Origin of the sequence: Streptomyces sp. NPDC007808 (assembly GCF_042868655.1) — a bacterium.
Classification (GTDB): domain Bacteria; phylum Actinomycetota; class Actinomycetes; order Streptomycetales; family Streptomycetaceae; genus Streptomyces.
The window spans coordinates 504404-531139 of record NZ_JBIAEQ010000007.1 but is presented as its reverse complement, the minus strand read 5'-3'; the positions used below and the strand labels follow the sequence as shown (position 1 = coordinate 531139).

Annotated in this window: 20 protein-coding genes; 9 read left to right on the top strand and 11 right to left on the bottom strand. The window is 71.9% G+C overall.

What is annotated here, in order from left to right; genetic code table 11:
• Positions 1 to 13 precede the first annotated feature (13 nt).
• Both ACFYNL_RS27950 and ACFYNL_RS27945 read right to left on the bottom strand, forming a co-directional pair.
• Complete coding sequence (locus tag ACFYNL_RS27950; RefSeq protein ID WP_388807835.1) at positions 14 to 2584, bottom strand: ABC transporter permease; 2571 nt, start codon at positions 2582 to 2584, stop codon at positions 14 to 16.
• Positions 2581 to 3369: an ABC transporter ATP-binding protein gene (locus ACFYNL_RS27945; RefSeq protein WP_388807833.1), complete on the bottom strand. Its 789-nt coding sequence runs from the start codon at positions 3367 to 3369 to the stop codon at positions 2581 to 2583. Before ACFYNL_RS27945 ends, ACFYNL_RS27950 begins: the two co-directional genes overlap by 4 nt.
• Before the next feature lie 392 nt (positions 3370 to 3761).
• Here ACFYNL_RS27945 and ACFYNL_RS27940 point away from each other — a divergent pair, with 392 nt between their 5' ends.
• On the top strand, positions 3762 to 5279 hold the full coding sequence (locus ACFYNL_RS27940) for an MFS transporter (protein WP_388807832.1): 1518 nt from the start codon (positions 3762 to 3764) through the stop codon (positions 5277 to 5279).
• Here ACFYNL_RS27940 and ACFYNL_RS27935 read toward each other — a convergent pair.
• A complete protein-coding gene (locus ACFYNL_RS27935) occupies positions 5263 to 6198 on the bottom strand; it encodes an endonuclease/exonuclease/phosphatase family protein (protein WP_388807984.1) in 936 nt (311 codons plus the stop codon). The genes ACFYNL_RS27940 and ACFYNL_RS27935 overlap by 17 nt on opposite strands.
• Before the next feature lie 79 nt (positions 6199 to 6277).
• Here ACFYNL_RS27935 and ACFYNL_RS27930 point away from each other — a divergent pair, with 79 nt between their 5' ends.
• The 3 genes from ACFYNL_RS27930 (at position 6278) to ACFYNL_RS27920 (ending at position 8070) form a co-directional block, all read left to right on the top strand.
• On the top strand, positions 6278 to 6766 hold the full coding sequence (locus tag ACFYNL_RS27930; protein WP_388807831.1) for a GNAT family N-acetyltransferase: 489 nt from the start codon (positions 6278 to 6280) through the stop codon (positions 6764 to 6766).
• Positions 6767 to 7043: 277 nt separating this feature from the next.
• Positions 7044 to 7883, top strand: a complete 840-nt coding sequence (locus ACFYNL_RS27925) for a Scr1 family TA system antitoxin-like transcriptional regulator (protein ID WP_388807830.1) — start codon at positions 7044 to 7046, stop codon at positions 7881 to 7883.
• A complete protein-coding gene (locus tag ACFYNL_RS27920) occupies positions 7855 to 8070 on the top strand; it encodes a DUF397 domain-containing protein (RefSeq protein WP_388807829.1) in 216 nt (71 codons plus the stop codon). Before ACFYNL_RS27925 ends, ACFYNL_RS27920 begins: the two co-directional genes overlap by 29 nt.
• Here ACFYNL_RS27920 and ACFYNL_RS27915 read toward each other — a convergent pair.
• The 4 genes from ACFYNL_RS27915 to ACFYNL_RS27900 are packed head-to-tail and all read right to left on the bottom strand — an operon-like array spanning position 8067 to position 15413.
• The gene (locus ACFYNL_RS27915; RefSeq protein ID WP_388807827.1) at positions 8067 to 11765 is read right to left on the bottom strand and encodes a TIR-like protein FxsC; all 3699 of its coding nucleotides are present in this window, start codon (positions 11763 to 11765) and stop codon (positions 8067 to 8069) included. The two genes, ACFYNL_RS27920 and ACFYNL_RS27915, sit on opposite strands and share 4 nt — an antisense overlap.
• Positions 11766 to 11793: 28 nt before the next feature.
• Positions 11794 to 12849 carry an AAA family ATPase gene (locus ACFYNL_RS27910; RefSeq protein ID WP_388807826.1) on the bottom strand — a complete coding sequence of 352 codons (1056 nt, stop codon included), beginning with the start codon at positions 12847 to 12849 and terminating at the stop codon, positions 11794 to 11796.
• Positions 12846 to 14480, bottom strand: a complete 1635-nt coding sequence (locus ACFYNL_RS27905) for a hypothetical protein (RefSeq protein WP_388807824.1) — start codon at positions 14478 to 14480, stop codon at positions 12846 to 12848. The genes ACFYNL_RS27910 and ACFYNL_RS27905 overlap by 4 nt, the downstream gene beginning before the upstream one ends.
• On the bottom strand, positions 14481 to 15413 hold the full coding sequence (locus tag ACFYNL_RS27900; protein ID WP_388807823.1) for a TIR domain-containing protein: 933 nt from the start codon (positions 15411 to 15413) through the stop codon (positions 14481 to 14483). It lies immediately after the preceding gene.
• A 278-nt stretch (positions 15414 to 15691) separates the two neighbouring features.
• Here ACFYNL_RS27900 and ACFYNL_RS27895 point away from each other — a divergent pair, with 278 nt between their 5' ends.
• The 3 genes from ACFYNL_RS27895 (at position 15692) to ACFYNL_RS27885 (ending at position 18620) form a co-directional block, all read left to right on the top strand.
• Positions 15692 to 16309 (top strand): hypothetical protein, encoded by a 618-nt coding sequence (locus ACFYNL_RS27895; protein WP_388807821.1) that lies wholly within the window; start codon positions 15692 to 15694, stop codon positions 16307 to 16309.
• Positions 16310 to 16548: 239 nt separating this feature from the next.
• Positions 16549 to 17013, top strand: a complete 465-nt coding sequence (locus ACFYNL_RS27890) for a DUF485 domain-containing protein (protein WP_388807819.1) — start codon at positions 16549 to 16551, stop codon at positions 17011 to 17013.
• The gene (locus ACFYNL_RS27885) at positions 17010 to 18620 is read left to right on the top strand and encodes a cation acetate symporter (RefSeq protein WP_388807817.1); all 1611 of its coding nucleotides are present in this window, start codon (positions 17010 to 17012) and stop codon (positions 18618 to 18620) included. Before ACFYNL_RS27890 ends, ACFYNL_RS27885 begins: the two co-directional genes overlap by 4 nt.
• 192 nt (positions 18621 to 18812) lie before the next feature.
• On the opposite strand, the gene ACFYNL_RS27880 is transcribed toward ACFYNL_RS27885, so the two are convergent.
• The 3 genes from ACFYNL_RS27880 to ACFYNL_RS27870 all read right to left on the bottom strand — a co-directional run bounded on the left by ACFYNL_RS27880 (position 18813) and on the right by ACFYNL_RS27870 (position 23856).
• A complete protein-coding gene (locus ACFYNL_RS27880; protein WP_388807816.1) occupies positions 18813 to 19697 on the bottom strand; it encodes a cellulose-binding protein in 885 nt (294 codons plus the stop codon).
• A gap of 419 nt (positions 19698 to 20116) precedes the next feature.
• Positions 20117 to 22852, bottom strand: a complete 2736-nt coding sequence (locus ACFYNL_RS27875) for an SUKH-4 family immunity protein (RefSeq protein WP_388807815.1) — start codon at positions 22850 to 22852, stop codon at positions 20117 to 20119.
• Positions 22853 to 22860: 8 nt separating this feature from the next.
• The gene (locus ACFYNL_RS27870) at positions 22861 to 23856 is read right to left on the bottom strand and encodes an SMI1/KNR4 family protein (RefSeq protein WP_388807814.1); all 996 of its coding nucleotides are present in this window, start codon (positions 23854 to 23856) and stop codon (positions 22861 to 22863) included.
• Between the two features lie 309 nt (positions 23857 to 24165).
• On the opposite strand from ACFYNL_RS27870, the gene ACFYNL_RS27865 reads away from it, so the two are divergent.
• Both ACFYNL_RS27865 and ACFYNL_RS27860 read left to right on the top strand, forming a co-directional pair.
• Positions 24166 to 24690, top strand: a complete 525-nt coding sequence (locus ACFYNL_RS27865) for a YwqJ-related putative deaminase (RefSeq protein WP_388807813.1) — start codon at positions 24166 to 24168, stop codon at positions 24688 to 24690.
• A gap of 58 nt (positions 24691 to 24748) precedes the next feature.
• Positions 24749 to 25243 carry an SUKH-3 domain-containing protein gene (locus ACFYNL_RS27860; RefSeq protein WP_388807812.1) on the top strand — a complete coding sequence of 165 codons (495 nt, stop codon included), beginning with the start codon at positions 24749 to 24751 and terminating at the stop codon, positions 25241 to 25243.
• A 59-nt stretch (positions 25244 to 25302) separates the two neighbouring features.
• Here ACFYNL_RS27860 and ACFYNL_RS27855 read toward each other — a convergent pair whose 3' ends face one another.
• On the bottom strand, positions 25303 to 26631 hold the full coding sequence (locus ACFYNL_RS27855) for a sensor histidine kinase (protein WP_388807810.1): 1329 nt from the start codon (positions 26629 to 26631) through the stop codon (positions 25303 to 25305).
• Between the last annotated feature and the right edge of the window lie 105 nt (positions 26632 to 26736).

Genomic DNA, 26736 nt, shown 5'->3' with positions numbered 1-26736 from the left:
CCGTGTGCGGTGGCTAGTCGGTCGCGATCGCGTTCAGTACGTTCATCCGGCCTGCCCTGAACGCCGGCACCAGGGCCGCGAACAGGCCCACGAAGGCCGAGCCGATGAAGACACCGATGATCGTCGGCCACGGGATGTCCAGGACGTTCAGGCCCTCCAGGGCCAGCAGCCGCTGGGCGGTCGCGCCCCAGCCCATCCCGAGCCCGAGGCCGAGCAGGGCGCCGAACAGGGCGATCACCACGGACTCCATGCGGATCATGCGGCGCAGCTGGCGTCGGGAGAGACCGACGGCACGCAGCAGGCCGATCTCGCGGGTGCGTTCCACCACCGACAGGGCCAGGGTGTTCACCACGCCCAGGACGGCCACGATGATCGCCAGGGCCAGCAGGCCGTAGATCATGTTCAGGAGCTGGCCCATCTGGTCCTTGAGCTCCTCCTTGTAGTCGGTCTGGTCGCGGACCGCGTACTGCGGGTACTCGTGCAGGGACTTCTTCAGCGCCGCGTACGCGGCCTCCTCCTGGCCGTCCTTCGCCTTGGCGAGCAGCATGTCGCTCTGCGGGATCCGGTCGGCGGGCAGGTACCGCTGCACAGTGGCGATGCTGACGTAGCGGGCGCCCTGGTCGAAGGCGGTGTCGTCGTCGGTGATGGCCGCGACCTTCAGCTTCGCCGTCTCGCCGCCCCTGAAGGCGACCTGGATGGTGTCGCCGACGTGCACGCCGTGCTTCTTGGCGTAGTCGGACCCGACCGACATGGCGCCCTCGCCGTACGCGGCGGACAGGGTGCCCTCCGTGGTCGCGCGGCGCAGGTCCTCGGCGTACGTCGGGTCGGTGGCCGTGACCCCCTCGTCGTCCCTCTTGCCGTCGGGCGAGGTCAGCGTGGCCTGGACCTGCTTGGAGCGGGAGACGTGCTCCAGGCCCGGTGTCTGCCGCATCGCCTTCTCGGCGTCCGCGACGATGGCCTGCTGGCCGCGCATGACGATGAAGTCCGCGCCCACCGACTTGTCGAGTTCGCCCGTCGCCGAGGCGACCATCGAGGAGCCGACCACCGACAGGCAGGCCACCAGCGCGAGGCCGATCATGAGGGCAGCGCCCGTGGCGCCGGTGCGGCGTGGGTTGCGCAGGGCGTTGCGCTCGGCGAGGCGGCCGACGGGACCGAAGGCCCGCAGCAGCACCGCGCTGATCACCCGGACCACACCGCCCGCGAGCAGCGGGCCGATGACCACGAAGCCGATCAGGGTCAGCACGACGCCGCCGCCCAGGATCAGCGCGCCCTCTCTCGCCTTGTCGGCGGTGGCGGCCGCGTACAGCGCGAAGACACCGGCGCCCGTCAGGACCAGCCCGACCAGGCCCCGTACCCGGCCCGCCTTGCCGTCGGCCGGCGTACCGGCGTCGCGCAGGGCGGCCATCGGGGAGACCTTGCCGGCGCGGCGGGCCGGCAGGTAGGCGGCCAGGACCGTCACCACGACACCCAGGAGCAGGCCGACCACGGGGGTCGTCGCCTTCACCGTCAGGTCGTCGGTGGACAGGTTCATCCCGGCCATCGACATGAGCTTCATCAGGCCGATCGCGATGCCGACACCGGCGCCCACGCCGAACACCGAGCCGACGAAGCCGAGCAGCAGCGCCTCGACCAGCACCGACCGGTTGACCTGCCGGCGTGAGGAGCCGATCGCCCGCATCAGGCCGATCTCGCGGGTGCGCTGGGCGACCAGCATGGAGAAGGTGTTGATGATCAGGAAGATGCCCACCAGGAACGCGATTCCGGCGAAGCCGAGCATCGCGTACTTGATGATGTTCATGAACTCGCCGACGTCCTTGCGGTTCTCGTCGGCGTTCTCCTTGGCCGTCTGGATCTTGTACGTGCCGTCCAGGGACCGGGTGATTTCCTGCTTGAGCTGTGCGTCGCCCACACCGGCCGCCGCGGTGACGGAGATCTGGGTGAAGCGGCCGGTGGCGCCGAGCAGGGTGCGCTGGGCGGTCTCGGTGTCGAAGTAGACGACGGCCGCGCCGGGGTTGGTCACCTTCCAGGAGGCGATGCCGACGATCCGCGCGCGGATGTCACCGGTGGCGGCGATGGTGCGCAGCTCGTCGCCGAGCTTCAGGTCGTGCTTGTCGGCGGTGTCCGCGTCGACCATGACCTCGGTGGGGCCGCGCGGGGCGTGCCCGGAGGTGATCTTCATGGACTTCAGCTCGTTCGCCGTCCAGTTGCCGGCGAACGTGGGTGCCCCCGTACTGGACCCCATGTTCTCGTTCTCGGAGTTGACGACGGTCACGTTCGTGGAGGCGACCGCGCCCTCCGCCTTCTTCACTCCGTCGACGGCAGCGACCCGCTCGACGGTCGAGGCGGGCAGCGAGGCGGGCCGGCCGGTGCCGGCGCCGTCGTCCTCGTCCTTGGCCGTCTTGGGGCTGACGGTGACGTCGGACGAGGTGACCGCGAAGAGCTTGTCGAACGTGGTGTTCATCGTGTCGGTGAACACGAGCGTCCCGCACACGAAGGCGACCGACAGGAGCACGGCCACGGCCGACAGCGCCATGCGCCCTTTGTGCGCGAAGAAGTTGCGCAGGGAGGTCTTCATGACGGTCATGACGTACGCCCCCGGGCGTCGAAGTCCTTCATGCGGTCCAGCACGGCCTCGGCGGTCGGCTTGTACATCTCGTCGACGATGCGTCCGTCGGCGAGGTACAGCACCCGGTCCGCGTACGAGGCGGCCACCGGGTCGTGCGTGACCATCACGATGGTCTGCCCGAGCTCGTCGACGGACCTGCGCAGGAAGCCGAGGACTTCGGCGCCGGCGCGGGAGTCGAGGTTTCCGGTGGGCTCGTCCCCGAAGATGATCTCCGGCCGCGCGGCCAGGGCCCGGGCGACGGCCACGCGCTGCTGCTGACCGCCGGAGAGCTGGGTCGGCCGGTGCTTGAGCCGGTCGGACAGGCCCACGGTGTCTACGACCCGGCTCAGCCACGCCCGGTCCGGCTTGCGACCCGCGATGTCCATCGGCAGCGTGATGTTCTCCAGGGCGTTGAGGGTCGGCAGCAGGTTGAACGCCTGGAAGATGAAGCCGATCCGGTCCCGGCGCAGCTGGGTGAGCTTCTTGTCCTTCAGCCCGGTGATCTCGGTCTCGTCGAGGTAGATCTGACCGCTGGTCACGGTGTCGAGCCCGGCGAGGCAGTGCATCAAGGTGGACTTGCCGGACCCCGAAGGGCCCATGATCGCGGTGAACTGGCCACGCGCGATGTCCACGTCGACATGGTCGAGGGCGACGACGCGGGTCTCCCCCGACCCGTACGCCTTGACGACCTGCCGCGCCCGCGCGGCAACGGCCGTACGCCCTCCAGTACCCCCGTGCCTGGGAATGGTCACAGCCGATGTCACGGTATGTCTCCTAAGTCGGTAAGCAGATGAGTCGCGAGAACTGGTTACGACGGTCAGTCTCGTGGTGGGAGAGGGTGCGGCGCGCTGGTGCGCAGCCCCCTCTTGTGCGGGGGAAAACCCCACCCCCGCGGGTTCGGTCAGCCGCCCCCCAGCGGCGTGAAGCCAGATTAAGGACGGCCCCCCTGCCCTCTCGTCCTCCGGCGGTACCAACCCTCCCCGAGACGTAGTACGGAGGTCCCCCTAGGGGCTTCCACCCTCCGGGGGAGGGCGTATCGGGGTCGCCTCGGCCCTCGGGCTCATCCAGGCTCCACCCTCCCGCGACGTGAGGGTCAAGTGGGAAGCTGATGCGCGGCATATAGGTGCAAGGGGAAAGCACAGCGAAGGGACAGCCGGTGGGCAGTACGAGACCCGCTGTACGCGACACCGCACAGCGCACCGGAACCGACAAGCGGGGGGCCGTGGTCGCCGCCCTGATGCTCACGATGGCGCTGGCGGCACTCGACTCCACCGTCGTCTCCACGGCCGTACCGCAGATCGTCGGCGACCTCGGAGGGTTCGCTGTCTTCTCCTGGCTGTTCTCCGGCTATCTGCTGGCCGTGACCGTGACCCTGCCGGTGTACGGCAAGCTCTCCGACACCTTCGGCCGCAAGCCGGTGCTGATCGCCGGCGCGGCCGTGTTCCTGCTGGGTTCGCTGCTGTGCGCGGTGGCCTGGAACATGGGGGCGCTGATCGCGTTCCGCATCCTCCAGGGACTGGGCGGCGGTGCCCTGCAGGGGACGGTGCAGACGCTCGCCGCCGACCTGTATCCGCTTCAGGAACGCCCGAAGATCCAGGCCAGGTTGTCCACGGTGTGGGCGGTGTCGGCGGTGGCCGGGCCGGGGCTGGGCGGGGTGCTCGCGGCCTACGCGGACTGGCGCTGGATCTTCCTGGTCAACCTGCCGATCGGGGCGGTGGCGCTGTGGCTGATCGCGCGGCACCTGCACGAACCCCGGCGGGCCCCGGATCCGGACGCGGCCGCCACGCGCGCGCGGGTCGACTGGGCGGGTGCGCTCGCGGTGTTCGCGTGCGGGGGCGTCCTGCTGACGGCGCTGGTGCAGGGCGGGGTGGCCTGGCCGTGGCTGTCGGTGCCGTCGATCGCCCTGTTCGGTACGGGCCTGGCGCTGGCGGTGACCGTGGTGTTCGTGGAACGCCGTGCGGCCGAGCCGGTCATCCCGGGCTGGGTGTGGCGCCGCCGGACGATCGCGGCGGTGAACCTGGCCCTCGGCGCGCTCGGGCTGCTGATGGTGGCTCCGACGGTGTTCCTGCCGACGTACGCCCAGTCGGTCCTCTCACTGGGCCCGGTGGCCGCCGGGTTCGTGCTGTCCGTCTGGACGTTGAGCTGGCCGCTGTCGGCGGCGTTCAGCCAGCACGTGTACCGCAGGATCGGCTTCCGCAACACGGCGATGCTGGGGATCGGTTCGGCGTCGCTGATCCTGCTGGCGTTCCCGTTCCTGCCGTATCCGGGTCAGGCCTGGCAGCCGACGCTGCTGATGCTGTTGCTCGGGGCGGCGCTGGGGCTGTTCCAACTGCCGCTGATCGTGGGCGTGCAGTCGACGGTGGGCTGGTCGGAGCGGGGCACCGCGACGGCCTCGGTGCTGTTCTGCCGGCAGACGGGCCAGACGGTGGGTGCGGCGCTCTTCGGCGCGGTGGCCAACGGCGTGCTGGCCGCGCGGCTGGGCGGCGCGGGCGACCTGGACTCGGTGACGCGGGCGCTGGACTCCGGCGGCACGGCGTCGGAGGCCACCAGGCGGGCCGTCGCCGACGCGGTGCACGCCGTGTACCTGGGGGCGTCCTGCGCGGCGGCGCTGGCCTTCCTGGTGCTGTTGCTGCTGGCGCCGAGGCGGTTCCCGGTGCTCAAGGACCCGGCGTGACACGGGCGGCGACCGGCAGATGGTCGCTGCCGGTGGCGGGCAGGACGCGGATGTGGCCCACCCTTCCCGAACGGGCCATGACCTGGTCGATCCGGGCCAGCGGCAGCGCGGCGGGGAAACTGAGGGCGAAACCCCGCTCGGCCACGTTCATCCGCGAGGTCAGCGGGAGCAGTCCACGGTCGTCGACGGTGCCGTTGAGGTCACCCAGCAGAATCACCGTCCGCGCCCTCTCCGCTGCGATGGCCTCCCCCAGCAGCGCGGCGCTCTCGTCACGCCGGGCGGACGCGAGGCCGCTCGCCCGGACCCGTACCGAGGGCAGGTGCGCGACGTAGGCGGCGAGGTCACCGTGCGGCGTGTGGACGACAGCCCGCAGCCCCCGGTTCCAGGACTCCGTCACCCCCCGGGGCCTGATGTCCACCAACCGCTCACCACTGAGCGGATACCTCGACCAGAGTCCGACGGTGCCCCGCACCGCGTGGTACGGAAAGTCCCGCGCGAGAGTCCTCTCGTAGACCGGCAGCGCCCGAGGCACCAACTCCTCCAGCGCGATGAGGTCGGGCTCGGCGTCGGCCAGGGCTCGGGCCGTGCCCGCCGGGTCGCCGTTCTCGTCGCTGACGTTGTGCTGCACCACGACCAGGTCGCGGGCGCCGGGCTGCGGTTCGGGCCGCAGCAGCCCGGCGAAGTGGTACGTCCAGGCCGCCACCGGCAGCAGGAGGGCCACCAGCGCGAGCGCCGACCGACGCAGCAGGGCCAGCCCGAACAGCACCACGACCACCGCGCCGAGCCAGGGCAGGAAGGTCTCCAGCAGGCTGCCCACGCGCCCCACGGAGTTGGGCACCGCCCGGTGGAACGCCGACAGCCCGGCCGTCAGCGCGGCGAGCGCGGCGAGCACCCGCCCGCGCGCCACCGGCGCCCACATCGTCCAGGTCACGCCTCCCAAGACGATCTGCGGGGTAAATCAGTTCTCCCGGGCCCCCGGGTGTCCCTACCCTGCGGCCATGGTGAAGCTGGAGCGGCTGCGCGCCGATCACGCCGAAGCGGTCCTGACCTTCGAGCGGGAGAACCGGGAGTACTTCGCCCGGTCGATCCCGGACCGCGGAGACGCCTACTTCTCCGACTTCCCCACCCGGCACGCCGCGTTGCTGGCCGAGCAGGACGCCGGGATCTGCCACTTCCATGTCGTCCTGGACGACGAGGGACGCCTGGTCGGACGGATCAACCTGATCGACGTCGAGGACGGTGCCGCCGAACTCGGCTACCGCGTCGGAGAACACGCCACCGGCAAGGGCGTCGCCACGGCCGCGGTCGCGGAGGTGTGCCGGGTGGCCGGTACGACGTACGGGCTCACGTCGCTGTTCGCCGTCACCACCCTGGACAACCTCGCCTCCCGGGCCGTCCTGGAGCGCAACGCCTTCACCGCCGAGGCGGACCTCGTCGTGGACGCCCGGCCCGGCATCCGCTACCGGCGTGCGCATCTCGGGCACTGACAGGGCGGGAAGCGGCCCGCGAGGTCGAAGGGCGTGTCCTTCCGGGACGGCTGGTACGTCACTGTGGGTCCCCATGTCCGGCCGCCGTCGCGTGAGACGCGGAGCGTGAGTGCCGGGCCGGGGAGGCCGTCGTACGGGTCTTTCTGCTGGTCCAGCTGCTCCATGCCGACGCCTTTCACTTTCCGTGCCGTTGCATGCACACAGTGACGTCATGATCGGTACGCTCGGAAGGTGGCTCAGCGTGACAACGGCGTCGGCACGGAGGGGAGTTGCACGGGTGGCGATCGAGGACAACCCGCGTTCACGGGAGCAGTACGGGGCGGAGCTGAAGCGGCGACGGGAGGCGGCGGGGCTGACGCAGGAGCAGCTGAGCCAGCGTGCGGTGATGTCGCGCACGCACATCGCGCACATCGAGGGCGGTCGGCGCAGGCCGGACCCGGAGGATGCGCTGCGGCTGGATCAGGTGCTGGGGGCGGGTGGGTTCTTCGTGAACTTCCTGCCCGCGTTGGACGGGAAGAAGGTGGCGGAGCACTTCGCGGAGGCGCTGGAGTTCGAGGGGCGGGCTAATGCCATCAAGGAGTACGCCCCCAATCTGGTGCCGGGCCTGCTGCAGACAAAGGCGTACGCGTACGAGGTCCTCGGTACCGGCTATCCGCGCCCGAGCGACGAGGAATGCGACAAGCTGGTGGCCACCCGAATGGATCGGGCCCGGATCCTGAACACGTTCCATTCACCCGAGGTGTGTTTCCTCCTCGACGAGGCTGTCCTGCGGCGGGTGGTGGGCGGCCCCGCCGTCATGTGCGAACAGCTACGGCACATCGCAGAACTGGGTGCGAGCCGCCGTATTCGGGTCCACGTACTCCCGTACTCCGTGGGCGCCCACGCCCTTCAGGAGGGCTTCGTCTCACTCATGTGGTTCGATGATCTTCCGCCTATCGCCTACGCAGAGGGCATCAAGAGCGGGCGCATCCTGGAGCTTCCGTCTGAGGTACGGACGTGCCAGGAACTCTACGAACAGGCCCTGGGCGACGCGCTGTCGCATCGAAAGTCCCTGGACTTGCTTCGGTCCGTCGCGGAGGATTACGAGCATGAAGAGCAGCGAGCCGACCCTTCGTGACGCCTCGGCACTGCGAGGCTGGCGCAAGTCCAGCTACAGCGGGGGCAGCAGCGGCAACTGCCTCGAAGTCCACGACACCCCCCTCCCCACCACCCACGTCCCCGTCCGCGACAGCAAGCGCCCCACCGGCCCGGCGGTCGTCTTCTCGGCGTCGGCGTGGGCGGCGTTCGTCGCCCAGGTCTGCTAGTCCTCCTCCGGCGCGAAGACGTTGCGCAGGTCTTCGAACAACGAGGGGTCGCAAGGGCTCAGGCGGGTCTTCCGGGCGGTTTCGAGGATCGTCCTGGCGATCCGATTGACCTCGCGTTCGTATACGTCGCGCCGCTCGGACTCCATCAACTCCAGCATGCCCCCCTCACGGCCCCCAGAGGGCGAGAGACCGAAGGCGGGTGCCGGCACGGGTCTGGGGGCGGTAGGTGTCCACAGCACTGGGACGACCGCCGAGTTCTCAGAGCCAGGGACGCGCCCCTCCCGTTGCTCCCGCCGACTGAAGGCATCCCACTCCTTGCCGCACCATTCCCTGGTGAAGTACCGGGGCGAGTACAGGGGCACGAACACCTGGGCCGTGGCCAGCGCTTGCTTCAGCTCGGCTTGCCAGTCGGCGCCCACTGGAAGCACTACGTCGAAGAAGCCGAGCTCTTCCTTCGGGATGTCGGTCAGCGAGGCGAGATGCTTGGTCAGATCCGTGAAGAAGCGGTACTCCCGGTTGCGCCGTCCACCGGTGGTTGCGGGCTCGCGGGCGTAGCTCAGAAAGAACAGCGGCCGCGACGGTGAGGCACGGTCACGGACCTGTGCCGCTCCTTGCGGTGCGTCTCTCCGTGCCCGCCTCTCGACGAGTTCGGGTGTGACCCGCCGCCTCGTCGTGGTGTCGCCATCCGACACGACCATGGAGTGCAGCCGCCCGTCGGCGTCGAACAGCACCGCTCCGGGAACGTCCTTGTGCAATCCCTCGTAGGCAAAATCCGCCATACAGATCGGCTTCTTCGAGGAACCAAGGCTGTACCACAACGCACCCACCATGCGCTCGCCGGGGAGAGAGAGCTGTACCACCGGGAGTACGGCCTTGCCCACCACCATCGTGACAGCCCCGGGGTGCTCGCTGTATGTCGCCGCGTAGCTCACAGCAAGGACGCGACCGTCCCCCGGATGGACTCGGAAAGAGCCAGAGCTCGGGTCGATGCCGCTGGTGAGCACGGCATTAGGTCGCACCGCGACACCCGTGCCGACGACTTTGCCGCCGCTGGTGATCCACACGAGTGAGCGCAGGAGCCGTTGTACTCGTTTGCGTTCCAGCAGCGCCTCGATGGCGACAACGCGAGCCGGCTTGTCGCCCTTCACGAGCGTCGCAGCGGCCTCCGCCAGTGCCGCCGGGCTCGTTCCCACGAGGTCGACGAGGACGGCCAGCGCCTCTCGGTCCGCACGCCCGTTGGATCGGGGACCGGCCACCTCCGCGAGGTACCCCACCGCCGTCTCACGGTCCGGTTCCCGCAGAGTCATCCTCAGGTGCACGCTGCCCGGCCACCATGCCCCCTCGTCACAGGTCACCAGCAGGCTGCCGTACTCCTCCGGCGGCAGGCACAGTTTCACCCACCCGGTAGCTTCATCGGGAGCTGACCGGAACGTCTCGGAGGTGACTCCGTCGTAGACCAGCAACCAGTCGGGGTGGCGCGTCAGATAGTCCCGCAGGTCGACCAGTCGCCGGACGGGGAAGGCGCGCCGGCCCTCCCCCGCACCAGGGACACCGAGATCGTCGGCGAGTGCCATGAGGTCTTCGAGCAGAGCCTCACGGCTGTGGGCGCGGATCCACCTGACCAGCGTGAAGGTTACGGCCAAATGCTGCGCGCAGTGGGCGGCCAGTGTCGTCTTGCCCACACCCGCGGCGCCGTCGACCACGCAGGTCCTCCTGGCCGGGTCCGGAGGGGGTGTTGAGGTCAGGAGTACCCCCGCGACCGCCGAGAACTCGTCGTGGAGCATGAAGAACGGCGGCGGCTCAGGCACCCTGCTCGGCACCACCGCCCTCTGCCGCCGCGGCACCACCTGCCCGTCGCCCCGCACCGAGAGGCGCAGCGGCTCGGCGAGGTCCGTCCGCTCGTCTTCCCACCTCCTGCGCAACCACGAGAACCGGCGGCGCCTGCGCTCCCGCGGCCGCGTGACCTCCTCGGCGTCCCGCCGGGCCACCCCGCCCCCCGAGGCCACCCGCCCCCGCGTCAGCCGCGCCGCCACCTCCCCGTAGTCCCCGCCGACCCCGCCGATGACCGCCATCGCGACCTCCGCGAACGCCCGGCTGCCCTCGGGCAGTTCGAGGCCGTCCAGGCCGCCGTTCTCCTGCACGGCGGCCACCAGCGCCCCGAAGTCCGTGACCCCGCCGAACGTCGCCGCGACCCGCTCGCTCACGCCCTCGACGACCCGTTCCAGCACGCGCAGCGACTCCGTGCGGGTCAGCCGGTCCAGGAGCGCCTCGCGCACCCCGTCGCGGAAGTCGTACAGCACGCAGTCGGGGTCCTCGCCGGGCTCGGCGGGAGTGCGGCGTACCAGCAGGCCGGAGAGGAAGATCTCCGCGAGGTGCATCGGTGTGGAGGCCGGGAGCATGGTGCGCTGGACCAGCCGCATCACCGGCAGACTCAAGGGGGCGGCGGCCAGCAGCCGTACCAGTGCGAACGCCTGCGGCGAGTAGCCCTCCTCGAACCGCTCGATCCACTGCGCCGGTGTGTTCGGCTGGTCCTCCGCGGCGGCGGGGGCCGGTCGTTCCACGACCGTCAGCGGTACGGCCCGCAGCGGGACGGGGTCCGTCGTACGGCCGGACACCAGCCGCGCCCACGGTGCCAGCCAGTCCCCGGAGACCTCCAGGGCCGGCAGCCACCGGATCCGGGCCCGGTCCGCCTCGCCCGCCCGGCCGCGCGCGATGCCCGGCAGCGGCCCCGACGACCGCACCTCGATCACGGCCCGCCCGGTGTCCGTACCCCGCGCTCTTACGGGTACGGCCCGCAGCGCCGTGCGGTGCCACAGCCGGCTGGGCAGCACCTGGAGCGCGGCGACGGGACGCCGTACGGACCAGTCGGCGAGGGTGTCGGGCAGTTCTCCGCCGTACCAGGCCGGGCCCACGCCGTCCGTCAGGAGCAGGACCGCGCGTCGGCCCGCGGGATCCGCCAGGGACTGTTTCCAGTGCCGGGTGGGCGAGGCCGCCTGGGCGCCCCGGCGGAACGGAGCCAGCGTGGGCTCCGTGCCGTCCGTGTTAAGCGCCCAGGCGCGTACGTCGGCGAAGGCCCCGTGCCGGGCGAGCAGGGTGCGCAGTTCGTCGGCGAGGCGGTGCCACACCGTCATCGTGGCGCCCGTGTCGACCAGCAGGTCGACGGAGAAGCGGCGTTCGGTGGCGGGGCGCAGGATCGGCAGGAGCAGGCCGGTGTCGCCGGAGGCCGCGGCGGTGGCGGCCACGTCGAGGGTGCGGGTACGGGTGGAGGACACCGCCTGGCGCAGTGGGCGCAGTGCCCGGGTCAGGGCCAGCGCGTCGGTGAGGGCCTGCGGCTGGGCGACCCGGATGGCGTGGGCGCCGCCGGGGCGGACGGAGCCGGTGCCGCCGGCACCGCCAGGCAGGTGGAGGCGGGCCGAGGGCGGTTCGGGGGCGGGGTCGGCGGCGGGCGGGACGTCCGGCGCGGGCGGGGCGGGGGGTTGGGCGGCAGGAGGGGGCGCCGTGGGGTCGGTGCCGTTGCCGAGGAGGGACCAGTCGACGGGGTCGAGTCCGCTGAGCCGGGCGATCCAGAGCACGTCGAGGGCGTCACCGGCGTCGGGCGCGCCACCGGCGTCGAGGAGCCGGGCGAGTTCCTCGCGCAGCACGTCACCCGGCGGGACGGAGTCGGCGCCCGTCCCCGCTCCCGCGTTCCCGGACACGGTCTCCTCGTCCCCCGGCACGCCCGGCCTAGCCCCGGTCCAGTGGACGCAGCAGGTCGTCACCGAGCAGGGACTGCCCCTCTTCGGTGTGCCACAGGCCCCGTTCCGCCATGAGCAGCGCGTTGAGCAACTGGTCGTTGGCCAGCGTGCCCACCTCCCGCTGCTTGGTCAGGAACTGGGCGATGATCTCGGCCCGTACCTCGGCGGATCCCTTGTTGCCGCCGACTCCCGGCTCGCCGAGGTGTGCCGCGACCATGCCGGTGAGCTGGTCCTGGTCGGCCGGCCCGATCTCCAGCCGGACGCAGCGGCGCAGGAACGCCATCGGGAACTCGCGCTCCTCGTTGCTGGTCAGCACCACGAACGGGAACTCCGCGCAGGCCACTTCGCCGCCGTGGACGTCGGCCGTCGCGCGGTCGGCAGTCATCACCGTCTGTTTGCCCTTGCCCAGGCGTGCCAGTTCGGGGATGACGAACTCGCCCTCCTCGAAGACGTTCAGCAGGTCGTTGGGGAAGTCCATGTCGCTCTTGTCGATCTCGTCGATGAGCAGGACCCTGGGCCGCTTCCAGGGCAGCAGCGCCGTCCCCAGCGGCCCGAGCCACAGGTACTTGCCGATGTCCGGTGGCTCGGACGTCCCGCCGCCGGGGCCTCGGAGAGCACCGGCGTTGCTCAGTCCGGCGTCGTAGAGGCGGCCCACGGCGTCGTACTCGTACAGCCCGTCCTTGAGGGTCGACCGGCTGGTGATCGCCCACCGCAGCACGGGCCCGAGCTTCAGCTCGTGGGCGACGGCGTAGGCGAGGGTGGACTTGCCGGTGCCGGGCTTGCCGGTGAGCAGCAGCGGCCGGCGCAGGTGCAGGGCCAGGTTGACGAGATGCCTCTCCCGAAGACCCGCCTGGTAGGCCTTGCCCTGGCCCCGGCGGCCGAGGTGGCGGCGTTGGGCGTCGTCGGCCGGGACCTGCGGTGGGTCCGAGGGCGGGGCGTCGCCGTGCCGGAAGGCCCGCCACGGGGGCGCCTCGGGCAGGTGCTCGATGCCGTCGTGCGGGGTGCCTGTCCCCTGGTAGACCCACCAGTCCTGCGTCTGCGTCATGCTGCTCCTTCGCCGGCGCCGCGGGTGCCGGACATCGGGCTGTCCTGTTTGCTGAAGACGCACGTCGGGTCGTCCCACAGCAGGGTGATCTGCTTGCCCAGGCTCGCCGGATCGTGGCGCTTGCGCTTGCGCACCTCCAGGACGCTGTCCGGCAGTTCGGCCAGCTGGGTGGGAGGTCGGCCGTCGCGCAGCTCGTCCAGGAGGGCGGCGGGGTCGCCCGCGTCGCGCCGCCAGACCATGACGGGGATGCCGTCCTCCAGGAGGGCGTCGAGCACGGCGTCCCGGATGAGCGGGTCCTCGGGGTCGTACGGGGAGCCCAGCCCGAGGCAGGCGAGGTCCGTGTGGAGCCGCAGCCACTCCTCGACGTCGGAGGGGTCGGTCAGGCGCAGCGGCTGGTACTTGCTGTCGGGACAGTCCCAGGTCACGTCGGGGCAGTCCGTGTCCCCGCATGTCTGGGTACCGGTGGTGTCGGGGCTCATCCAGCCGATGCGTTCCAGGGCGTCACCGGGCGGGCAGTCGCGGTCCAGGGCCGCCCAGCGGCGGCGCCACTCCTCGTGCAGGAAGTCGTCCTTGTAGCGCCTGAGGGAGCGGACGACGACCTGGCACCTGCGGCTGAGGGGCCGGCCGGACGAGCCGCTCGGCCACAGCTCTACCGGATGGCCGAGCAACGAGTCCGGCAGCAGGAACTCCACGCGCCGGTTCGCGTCCCAGTCGACCTGCTCCTGAGCACGCCAGGCGGCCAGGAACTCGTGTCCGTGGGCCTGGAGTTCGTCACCGGTGAAGGGGCCGGGCGAGGGCCATGAACAGTGGAAGGCGGGTTTGTCTCCCGTGACGCCCTCGTAGTGGAAGCCGCGCAGCGAGTACCGGCGCTGGGTGTACGGCAGGTCGCTCGGGGCGTCCTCCTCCTCGACCCGTATCTGGATGACGACCTGCCGCTCGCCCGTCGAGCGCACGCCGTCGCCCGGCGGGCAGTGGTCGTCGCGACCGCCGCGCGGGGCTGCGGCGATCAGTGCGCCGAGTCGGCCGCTGCGGCCCGGCTCGGCGTCGAGCAGGCGCAGGAATCCGAGCAGGTCCGCCCGCCGCGGGTCGGGGCCGGAGGCGGAGACCGGCTCGCGCGCGTCGTAGAGCCGGAACAGCACCTGCGGGAGGACCGGGCCGCAGTCCAGCGGACGCCCGGCCGCCCGCCGGTCGCCGACGTACCGGATCACCGCGGCCCGCCCGAAGTCGTCCGCGTGGGCGCGCAGTTCCTCGACGAGACGCAGCATGAGGTCGCCGGGCACGGGTCCGTCCGGCCGGATCAGCGCGGTGGCGGCGAGGTTGAACCAGGCGGCGCCGATGTCGTCCGGCCGCAGCTCCAGCAACGCGTCCCGCAACTCCCTCAGCCTCCCGGCACGACGGGCGGCACGCACGATGGCGCGCAGGTGTGTGCGGGGCTCGGGGGACTCGGTCACCGGCATGGCGTGATCGAGGCCCATGTGTTCACCCGTGAGCAGCAGCAGTTCCTGCCGTGCGTCGAGGCGGGTCAGTCCGTCGGTGGCGAGCAGGATCTCCACCAGCTGCCGGTAGGCGTTCGAGCGGCGGACCCGGTACATCCCGCCGAGACCGGTGAGCCGCCGGCGCCAGGGGGGCACTCACTCCTCCCCGAGCGCCAGTCCGGACGCGACGAGCAACTCCCGGACCCGCTGGGTGCCGATGTCGTCCGACGCGATCTCCTTCAGCGCGTGGTACATGGCTTTCAGGGCGGCGTCGGCGGTCAGGGTGGTCCGTCGGATACGGCGGTCCAGTGCGCGCAGGTGCGTGCGGGTCTCCGCGGACTCGGGCACGTCGAAGGGGCCTTCGAGCCCCAGTTCCTCGCCCATGATCTCCAGCAGTTCGTGCCGGGTGTCGAGCCGGTGCAGCGCCGGGCACCCCATGAGGGCGTCGAGCAGTTCCTTCCGCTCCGGGAGCACGAAGGTCGCGGGCGGTGGCTGGGTGGCCGGCACCGGCGCGGGTGCGGCGACCGGCGCGGGCAGCCGCAGCGGCGGGGCGGTACCGGCGGGTTCACGCGGGGGGAGCAAGGGCACCGGTCCCAGCTCCGGCACCGTCTCGTACGGCTGGTTCGTCAGCAGCCGCAGCAGCGCCTCCGAGCCCGGGACCGTCAGCTCCTCCACCGCGTAGCGGGTGTGGGTGCTGCCGCCCAGCCACATCGGCAGGTCTGCGGGGGACCCGCCGGGCAGGACGACGGGGACGATCCTGTCCAGCGCGGCGTCCGGGTCCTCGTACACCATGTTCCGCAGCAGTCGCGCCTCCCACTGCACCCCGGCGCCCTCACCGGCCCCGGCGTCGCCCTCCGCGCGCCTCTTGTACTCGGGTGAGGCGACGACGATCACGTGCCGGCTGTCCCTGATGCCGCGCAGCATCCACAGCGCCCAGTCCTGACGGCGTTCCCCGGCGGGCAGGTCCAGTTCGGCGGGGACCCCGCAGCCGCGCAGGAAGTGGTAGAAGTCCCGCACGTGTTCGATGTGCTTGTCGTCGTCATGGGCGTACGAGATGAACACCCGCCCCGCTGCCGGCCCGTCACTCATGTGGCCTCCCCCTTGCCTCTCGCGCACCACGACGAGTGGGTCCATGATGACTCAACAAGAGTCGCAGGGGGGCGCGTTCGAGCAGGTCGCCGCACGCCGTCCCCTAGGGCCTGCCGTTTGGATCATGCCGGCGTCGCGGCGTGGCTGAGAGGCGCAGTTCCTCCCAGCCGACCTGATCCGAACGACAGACCCCAGGGCACTCCCTCATACGGCGTCCCGGGGCGGAGCCCGCCTCCGGCAGGACGCCCCGGGGCCGTCCTCGGGCGTCTGCTGGAGTCATGGACCTCAACGACGGACGCGGGCGGCGGGTGACCGTCGTGTGGGCCGACGCAGGGGCCGGGCGGCACGTGCGCGTGCGGGTGCCGTCGGGCGTGGTGTACGACATCATGGGCCGCCGCATCGGGGAGCGGGCCGCGGTGTCCGCCTCACCGGATCCGGTGTACGTCGTCTCGCGCGCCGCCGGGCCTGCCGTCGCGGCGGAGCCGACGGGACGGGGCCGCCGGGTGCCCCGTCCCCTCTCCGCCGCCGAACACATCGTCCTCAGTCAGCGCTACGCCGCCCGCAACGCCGCTCCCGGCAAGGACGACGGCGACGCGCCACCGCCGTACGGCTACCGCCTGGGCCGCCGCACGCGCATGAGCGTCGACGTCTACAACTTCGGCGCCTCGGGGCGGCAGGTGAGCGTCGCGGCGGAGGCCATGGGGGCGGGCTGGTCGGTCGGCGCGGTGGGCGGCACGCGTGTGTGGGTGCCAGCCGGGGGGCGCGTCGGTGTGGAGTTCGTGATCGTCGCGGGGCGGTCGGTGCCCCGGCGGACGGACCGTCGGCCGGCGTTCGGGGCGAGGCTGGACGACGGGAGCGAAGTGCCCGGCAGCGTAGCCCTGGTCCACCTGCGGTAGGTCACCGGACGTAGCGCACCGATCGCCTCCCGTGTCCGTCACGCGCCCGCGCGAAGGTCCGGGTTAACGGGGGTAACACTGCAGGTCAGACACAACTTGATGGAGAAAGCGCATACCGACCACTCAGTTAGATGAAACCCTCGCCTTTTTCTTTACCCCGAAGTAACGTGCGTGGCTCGCCCTCCCCCCACCTCCCTGCGGTCCGCCGCACCGGACCCGAGCCATGCAAGGAGCACGGGATGTCCCCGTCCTACGACCCGTCACCACCGCACCCCTTCGGGCCGGGTGACCCCGCACCGACATACCCCACCTACCCCTGGCAGCCCCCCGTCCCGCCGGAGCCCCCCTCACCCCCACGGCACCGGACCCCCGACCACCCGCCCCTGGGCCACCACAGCGACCTGAGGATCCTGCGCACCGCCTACCGGTGGCAGCGGCGCGTGGCGACGCTCACCGCGCTCGGCTACTTCACGCTGTTCCTGATCCTGTCCGCGACCGCGCCCGGGTTCATGTCGAGCACGATCACCGACGGACTGCCCGTCGGGCTGCTGCTCGCCCTGATCCAGCTGCCGGTGACCTGGCTGGCGATCTGGCTGTACGAGCACACCGCCCGCCGTCACGTCGACCCGCTCGCGGACCGCATCCGCAAGGAGGCCGCGGTGGAAGCCAAGCGCGAGGCCGGCACGAGGGGGACGCGGCGATGACGAACTTCACCGGAGACGCGCAGGCGATGTCACTGGTCGCGTTCTGCGCCGTGGCCACGATCACCTTGCTGCTGTGCGTGATGACGGGCCCCGACCGGGACGACCTCGACGAGTTCTACACCGGCTACAGCTCCCTGTCGCCCATGCGCAACGGCCTGGCGATCGCGGGCGACTACATCAGCGCGGCCACCGTCCTGGGCACGACCGGCGTGATCGCGCTGTGCGGCTACGACGGCATCGTGCTCGCGCTGAGCACCGCCCTGTCGCTGATGCTGCTGATGTTCCTGCTGGCCGAACCGCTGCGCAACGCGGGCCGGTTCACGATGGGCGACGCGCTGGCACGCCGTATGCCCGGCCGTGGCGTGCGCATCGCGGCGTGCGCGGTGACCCTGGCCGCGCTGGTGCCGCTGATGCTGGTGCAGCTGGCCGGCACCGGGCAGCTGCTGGCGTTCATCCTGGGCTTCACGGGCGAGTCCTTCCAGACCGGCTGCATCATCGGCCTGGGCGTGCTGATGATCAGCTACGCGGCGATCGGCGGGATGAAGGGCACGGCCCTCATCCAGATCCTGAAGATCGTGATGCTGCTCGGCTCGGGCGCCGTGGTCGCCGTCCTGATGCTGGACCGCTTCGACTGGGACCCGACCGCGCTGTTCGACGCGGCGGCGCGGCAGAGCGGCGTCGGCTCGGCGTTCCTGGAGTCGGGACTGCAGTTCGCTGGCGGCCCGTACCCCCGCCTCGACATGATCAGCTCCCAGCTCGCGGTCGTGCTCGGCGGTGCCTGCCTGCCGCACATCACGATGCGCATGTACACCGCGAGCGGTGCGCGTCAGGTGCGGCGTTCGATGTCGTGGGCGGTGTCGAGCGTGGCGGTGTTCGTGCTGATGATCACGGTGATCGGCTTCGGCGCGACCGCGCTGATCGGCCGCCAGGTCATCGCCGGGGAGGACCCGCAGGGCAACACGGCCTATCTGCTGGGCTCCAGGGCCGCGTTCGGCGCCGAGGTCTCGACCGCGGAGACCCTCCTGTTCACGGCGGTCACCACGGCCATCTTCCTCACCGTGCTCGCCTCGGTCGCGGGCATGATCCTCGCCTGCGCGAACTCGCTCGCCCACGACGTGTTCGCCCCCCGGCTGCGGGAGCTGTCCGGGCGCCGTGAGATGACGCTGGCACGGCTGTCGGCGCTGGCGGTGGGCGTCCCGGCGATCATCCTGGCGACGATGGTCCAGCACCGCAGCCTCCAGCCCCTGGTGACCCTGTCCTTCACGCTGGGCGCCTCCGCCATCGCCCCGGCCCTCGTCTACAGCCTCTTCTGGCGCCGGTACACCCGGACCGGGCTGATGTGGACGCTGATCGGCGGCTCGGTGGTGGTGCTGGCGCTGATGCCGGGGACCAACCTGGTCTCCGGGTCCCCGATCTCGGCCTTCCCGCACGCCGACTTCAACTGGTTCCCGTTCACGACACCGGGGCTGGTTTCGATTCCGGCCGGGTTCGCCCTCGGGTGGCTGGGCACGGTCCTCTCCGGCCGGCAGAAGACGGAGGAGCAGCGGCGGGAGTACGAGGCAGTGGAGGGGTGGATCCTGGCGGGGGCGGTACGCAGGAGCAGCTGACGGCCTGAAGCGGGGGCTCGCGGAGCGACCGACGCGGGCGACGGCGACGGCGACCGAAGACTGCGGCACCCCACCCGCGGGGCGGCGGACAACGGCAACCGAGGACCGCGGCCCCCGACCCGCGGGGCGCCGGACAACGGGCGACCGAAGACCGCGGCCGTCGACCCGCGGGGCGGCGTTCGCCGCTGCTGGTCACTCCCGGACCTGTGCCGTCAGCGCCGTCAGGCTGTTGCGCATCTGCCCGATGTGCGCCCGCACCTCGTCCCACATCGTCTGGTGCTCGCGCAGCACCTGCTCCGTCTCCCGGGCGATCTGGTCCGCCTGCTGCCGGGCCTCAGCGAGCACCTCCGCCGCGCGTGCCCGGGCCCGCTCCTGCAGCCGCTCCGCCGAGGCCTCCGCATCCGCCACCGCCTGCTTAGCCGCGAACAGCGAGGCCTCGGCCCGAGCCACCCGCTCCTCCTCCGCCAGTTCCAGGGCCGCCAGCCGCTCACCGGCCTCCCGCTCGACCTCCGCCAACCGCTGGGCCTGCTCCTTGGCGTACTCGGCCTGCAACCTGGACGTGCGCTGGCGCACCTCGCGCAACAAGCCGAGCTCCTCCCCGCGCCCCTCCTTCACCGCCCGCCGGGAGGAGATACGGATCTCGCCCGCCTCGGCGCGGGCGGCGCTGACCCTCTCCCGGGCGTACACGTCGGCTTCGGCGCTCACGGCCTCGGCGTGCGCCTGCGCCGCCTCGCGCACGCGGTCGGCATGCGCCTGCGCCTCGTCCATCAGGCGCTGCGCCTCCTGCCGCGCGCCCTCCCGGACGACCGCGGCCTCCTCCTGCACCAGCTCGAAGATCCGGTGCGCGCGCTCACCGAGCGCCTCGTACGTCTGCGGGGTGAGCTGCGCCACCACCTCCCGCAGCCGCTCCGCCTCCGCGTCCATCTCCTTGGCCAGCACGGTGAGCCGGGCGGCCCGCTCCCATGCGGCGTCACGGTCGCGGAAGAGGGCTTCGACGTAGGCGTCGACCTGTTCGGGACGGTAGCCGCGCCCTCGCACGACCACGAAGTCGTGCCGCGAGACCGGTGCGCCGCTCATCCTGGGACCCCTTTCCGCCGAACGGATGCGAAATGATGATTTAGCGCACATCTTGATGTATCGGACAGAACCGTTCATAACGCGACACTCCGCGCATACCGTTCGACTGACTCCGAGGCAGCACGAGAAGCGCAGGTGAGAAGGGGTGCAGGCCCGAGACGGACAAGGGAAGCGGCCACCAGCAGGCGGAGCACAGGGCTCCGACGCCGCCGTACGCCGCCTCTCCCTGCGCACACGCAAGAGCCTCTCCGGGCGCGCATGCAAGGGCCGCTCCCGGGCGCACAGGAAAGGGCCGCTCCCGGGCGCACAGGAAAGGGCCGGCCTCGGTCGTACAACCGAAGGCCGGCCCTTTCCCGTCGCGCGCCCGCCGCCCTCAGCGGCAGCGGGGCGGCGACGTCACCGCACGAGGACGGACGGCGTCACAGCAGCCCGTCCCACATCTGCTCCAGCAGCACCGACCACCAGCTCTCCGGCGAGCCGAGCGCCGCCGGGTCGAGGGCGGCGAGCTGGGCCTGGAAGTCGACGGTCCAACGGCCCGCCTGCTCCTGGTTCAGACCGAAGCGCAGCCGCCACATCCGGCCGAGCAACGCCAGACAGCGCTGGAACTCGGGCAGCCCGGTGTTCACGAACTGCGGCGGCACGGGCGCACCGCCCGGCCCCGCCTCCACCGGCACGGCGACGATGTTCGCCGTCCCGTACTGCACACACAGCGCCCTGCCGAAGTCGCTGCCCATCACGAGGTACGAACCCGCGTCCGACGCCGGCTGCACCCCCCGCTCCTGCGCCAGCTCCGCCAGCGTCGGAACGGGCCGCCCCGGCTGGGCCTGCGCCCAGAAGAACGGGCCCATGTCCATCGGCAGACCACCGACGACCAGGCTGTGCGCCACGACCGGCGGCACGCCCTGCCGGGACACGGCGGCCTGCTCGAACCGGAAGATCCCCGGCCCGAACGCCCCCGCCAGCTCCTGTGCCACGCCCTCCGGCGGTACCGGCGGCACCGGCTGCACCTGCGGAAGCGGCGCGCGCACCGGCGCCGGTCGGGCGGGACCGTCGGCCACCTGGTGCAACTCGCCCTGATGCGCGAGCAGTTGCCGCATACCCTGCTGCCGGCTCGCGTGATCCGTGCCGTACGGCGCGATGGACGTGATCCGCGCCTGCGGCCACTGCTCCCGGATCATCCGCGCGCAGTAGGCGCCCGGCAGCTCACACGACTCCAACTCGGTGTGCAGCTCCAGCACCTGGTCCGGGGGCACGTTCATGCCCCGCAGCTCGTGGAAGATCTGCCACTCCGGATGCGGCGTGCCCGGTGCCGAACGCCGGATCAGCTGCTGCTCCGACCCGTCCTGCGCGCGGTAGCGCAACACGGCCTGGTAGCCGGGACCGACGGTCGGCTGACCGGTGGGCTGCTGCGGGTAGCCGTACGCCGGGGGCTGCACCGCTCCGGGCTGCCCCGGCGGCTGGGCGACGGCGCCGGGCGGCGCGGGGGGTTGGGGAGCGCCGGGCGGCATGCCGGGAGGACCGGGCGGGGTGGGAGGACCGGGGACGCCGGGGGCGCCGGGGGGCGCCGGGACACCAGGGGCGCCGGGCATGCCGGGAGCCGCCGGGACACCAGGGGCGCCGGGCATGCCGGGAGCCGCCGGGACACCGGGAGCGCCGGGGGCCTGCGGTGGCGGAGGCACGCCGGGGCCGCCGACCGGCGGCGCGGCCAGCACCGTCTCCGCATGGTGCACGGCACCTCGGTCGCCGCCCACGGGACCCTGGACGCCCTGCCCACCCGGCATCCCCGGGGCACCGGGAGGACCGGGCGGGTTGGGAACGCCGGGCGGATTCGGCGCGCCAGGCGCACCCGGCGCACCGGGCGCACCCGGAGGAGGCGGCGGACCGCCCGCCCGGCCCGGGTCGGCGAACACGGTCGCGGCATGATGCACACCGCCCGCAGGCGTACCACCGGGCGTACCCGGCGCATGCGGAACACCGGGCGGCTGCGGCGCACCGGGCGGACCCGGAACACCGGGCGGCTGCGGCACACCCGGCGGCTGCGGAGCCCCCGGCCCGGCAGCACCCTCAGGCCCGTCGGGCCCCAAGGCCGACACCATCTGCGTAGGAACGTACCCACCGGCCGGCGCACCCGGAGCGGCCGCCGGAGGAGGCGTAGCGCCGGCCCCCGGACCCCCCGCACCGGGTATCCCGGGCGGGCCCGGCGGCGGAGGCGGCGTCGCCCCGGCCCCCGGACGGCCCACCGGAGGCGCCGCCTTGCTCGTCACCGCGTCGGCGATGTCCCCGGCGTCCGGCGCGAGCGACTGCCCACCCCGCGAACCGTAAGACGGCGCACCCGGCGCAGGCGGAGGCGTGGCACCCGGCCCCGGAACCCCGGCAGGCGGCGTACCCGGCACGCCCCCACCCTGCGGATAGCCGTACGACGACCCACCCCGCGTACCCTGCGCACCCGGCGCGTTCGGGTCGGCGAGCGCCGGCTCCACCGCCGTCGACGGAAGCTGACTACCGCCCGACATCAACGCCGTCGCGGCATCCGGCGCCACCGGCGCGGGCGCGATGTCGTCAGCGCTCAGCGGCGGCGCGAACACCGTCTCCGGCAACGGCACCGAACGGTCCTCACCCGCATCGGCGTTGGTGTCCGTCCCGGCCCAGGGAGTCGCCCCGTCAGGCACACCGGGCACCCCCGGCGCGGGAGCGGCCGAAGACCCGCCCGCACCGGCGGAACCGCCCCCCGCCGGCACCCCACCCTGCGTCTCGGCAAGCGCACCGGCAGCGGAATCCGAACCACCCATCCGGTCCGCCGCCTCCTGCAACCACTCCGGCGGAGTCAGCAGGAACGACGTCTGGTTCAGGTCCACCCGAGCCGGAGCAGCCGGCGCCGGTTGCGCGACCGCGTCCGCACGGCCGTACTCCTCCTCGTACCGGCGAATGACCTCACCCACCGGCAACGCAGGCCACAGCGTCGCCTCCCCGCTGTCCCGCGCGATCACCAGCCGCTGCTCGCCCCCCTCCGAACGCGGCCCGTCCGCCCGGTCCTCGGCCCACACCACGAACCCGAGCTCGAACTCCCGCACCCGCACCTCACGATGCTGATACGCCGGCACATCCCCGTTGATCCACTCTTCCGCGCGCTCCTGCGCCTGCGCGAACGTCACCATCGCGAAGCTCACTCCCCCACAGCCGCGGCAGCCACGGGCACCGCACGCGCGAACCCACCGTCCACCATCAGATTCGCCACCGTCTCCAACTCAGGCGGCGAACCCGCCAGTCGGGACAGAAACGCGTCGAAGTCCTCACCGCACGGCAGCAGCAACCGCTCCACCCGCTCCGCCGGCGGCCACGACGGATCCACATCGCGCACGTCGTCGTACGAGCAGAACCACACCGAACCGATCCGGTCGCCCTTCACCTTCACGGCCAGCAACCCGCCCTGCACGAACCCGACACCCAGGTAATCCTTGGTCAGATGGTCCCGCAGGCACTTGTTGACATAGACCAGGTCGTTGACAGCCGCCTCGTCCCGGACCGTGAACAGCGGCTGGTCCACCAGCAGACCCAACTCCGGGTCCAACGCCGTCCCCACGGGAGCACACCCGCCCGCCGCCTTCAAAAACGACCGATACGCACCCGGCAGCCGGTACCCGAGGTCCTCCTCCACCCCCAGCACCTGCGACTCCGTCACCGCCACACCCGACTTCGGCAGCCGGAAATGCGCCGGCCGCGTCTCCTGCAACGGCCGCGTCCCCCGCTTGTCCTGATCCACCCCCGACGTCGCTATGCCACCGTGATGCCGCAGCAACGCCTTCACCTCGACCGGCACCAACTCCAGCCGCCGCGAACCCACCACGTGATGCCACGTCCAGCCGTGCGGCGTCGCCACCGCCGGAACCGTGTCCCACAGATCGTGCCCCGACGCCGCCAACGCCGCGTTCGCCGACACATAGTCCGTCAGCCGCAACTCGTCGACACCGAAACCCTCCGGCGGCTCCGCGATCTCCGCCGCAGCCCGCGCATACGGTGAGAAGTCGGGATAACCACCCTCGTCGACCCGTACTCCTCTCGGGTGACGGGCCGCCCGGACCGGATCCGGGAAATGCACGACCTGCCCGGCGTAGGCCGCGTTCGGCGGCGCGGCTCGCTGCCCGAGCCGACCTGTCGTCATGGCGGTTGCCCCCTGCGGCGTCCTGATACGGCCCGCCACGACCACTCTCGGTCACAACGGCCTCGTATCCACTGTCTCTCGTGCCTCCACGCGTCACCGCATGGAAAGCGGTGCCGACAGCCTATGCGGTACGACGACACCGGTCACCGGCACCGGCCACGACCCCCTCCGCTTCCGTGACCAGCCGTCACCTCGCCGTGACAGCCCGCCCAAACCCGGGCGTGTCGCGCCGCCCCAGTTTCCGCACCCACCACGCCATTTGGCACTCTGTGACGTCCGAGAGCATGCCCGGGGGATGCTCAGGAGGGGATGATGAGCATGAACGTGACGCAGACAGGCCCACACGCCGCGAGTTCCGGCGACCCCCGCATCGGCTGGAGCGCCGCCGAAACACCCCACGCGCCGACCCTCCGGCACCGCCGCGACGGCATACTCCCCACCGTCGCCGCCGCCCTCTCCGTGCGCGGCGCCACCCTCACCGGCACCGCCGCCCGCGGCGACCAGCCCCCCGCCCTGCACCACCTCGTCCAGGACTTCCTCGACACCCTCACCAGCGGCCAACGCGACCGCTTCACCGGCCGCTGCGCCGAAACCATCCTCATCTCACGCCACATCGCCACCGCGGACGCCGCACGCAGCAAACGCGCCGCCCGCAAACCCATGACCAACGGCGAAGCCCGCAAAGCCCTCAAACAGGCCAAACTCACCGCCCGCCGCATCCGCGAGGACGGCGACCCCCTCCACGGCAGCTTCGCCACCCCCTGCCGCGCCTGCACCGCCCTCAGCGCCCACTTCGGCGTCCGCATCGTCGACCCCACGGCAACCGACAACTGACCCCGCCCCCGCCCCGCCCCTGCAGCACACCGCACAGGCACAGACGAACGAAGGGCAGATGCACACCGACCGCACCTCCACCACCCGCTTCCCCGTCCCCGTCGACGCCACCCTGCGCGCCGCCGGCTGGCAACCCGGACGCTGGGACATCAAACAAGCCGAGATCTGGGCCGACACCCTGCGCGAACACACCTCACCCGCCGGCCACCGCCACACCGTCTTCCCCGCCGCCGTGGAAGCCTGGGCCGAATTCGGCGGCCTACGCCTCACCCCCACCGGCCCCGGCCGTCAGGTCGCCCCCGCCAACCTCCACTTCGACCCCCTCCACGGCCTCCACATGGCCCGCACCCTCGGCGACCTCGGCCGCGCCCTCGACACCGAGGTCTGCCCCCTCGGCGCCGAAACCGACACCCAGGCCCTCCTCGCCATCGACACCGAAGGCCGCATCTACACCCTCGACCACACCGGCGACTGGTACCTCGGCCCCGACATCGACCAAGCCCTCACCGGACTCGTCGTAGGCATAGAACCGGTACGACTCACAGCAGGCTGAACCCACCCCGCACCGGACAGCACCCACACCGGACGAAACCCCAACGCCCCGCCCCAGCACTACACCGCCGGAATCACCGCAGACACCCGAAAACCACCCGCGTCCGTCGGCCCCGACACGAACACCCCACCCAGCGCCACGACCCGCTCCTTCATCCCCACCAAGCCATTACCCCCCGACGGCAACCGCGCCGACGACGCCGACGACAACTCCGGCGGCGGCTCGTTCTCCACCTGCATCGCGATCTCCGACACCCGATGCGCGAGCCGCACATACGTCTTCGCCCCCGCAGCATGCTTGTGGACGTTCGTCAGCGCCTCCTGCACCACCCGGAACGCCGTCTGCTCCACCTCCGGCGCATACGAACGCGACTCCCCCTCCACGGACAGATCCACCACCATCCCCGCAGCGGCCGACTGCCCGATCAACTCGTCCAACTCCGACAGACAAGGCCCCTCACCGGCCCCCTCGTCCCCACCGGACCGCCCCCGATCAGCAGCGGCAGCCGCAGCGACCCCCACCGCCGCGAGCGGCACCACAGCCCGCTCCCGCTCCCCACCACCAGCACTGCGCAGCACCCCGAGCATCTCCCGCAACTCGGTCAACGCCTGCCGCCCCATGTCCCCCACCAGCGCGGCGTTCTTCACCGCCTTCTCCGGATCCTTGCGCGCGACCGCCTGCAACGCCGCCGCATGCACCACCATCAAACTCACCCGATGCGCGACGACGTCATGCATCTCCCGAGCGATCCGCGTCCGCTCCTCACCCCGCGCCCACTCCGCACGCTCCTCCGCCCGCTCGGCCAGCAGCTGAAGCTCCCGCTCCAAACTGTCCGCCCGCTCCCGCAGACTCTCCATGAGCCGCCGCCGCGCCCCCACATAGAGCCCCAGCAGCAGCGGAGGCGCCGTCAACCCGATCGCGGTGGTACCGGAGGCGAACGGAATCACCCAGTCCCCGAACGTCAGATTCCCCCGCGCCACGTCCTGCCGCACCCACACGAACGTCACGATCAACATCCCCACGAACGACATCCCCGCGAGCGAGGCGATGATCCGCCGCGGCAGCTCCGACGCGGCCAGGGTGTACAGGCCGACGATGCCCATCAAGAAGCCCATCTGGGCGGGCATCACCGCGATCGACACCAACACGACGGCGATCGGCCACCGGCGGCGCAACACCAGCACCGACCCGGCCAGAACCCCGAACACCACCCCCACGGCCACCGGAATCCCGGCATCCCGCGCGAACCGAACCCCCTCGGCCCCGCACTCCAGCGCGGACGCCACGCCCAGCCCCACATCCAGCACGGCACTGCGCAACCTGCCCCACCACCACGGTCCCGCCCCCGGTGGCGGGTTCCCGGCGTGGTCTTCCCCCGTCGTGGTCATGGCTCCAGCCTACGGGCGGGTGCCCCCGGTTTTCCGGCGACTTTTACGGACTGGCCTACACCACAGCCCGTGACCGAGCGCGCACGAAACAACCCGAAATCCCTC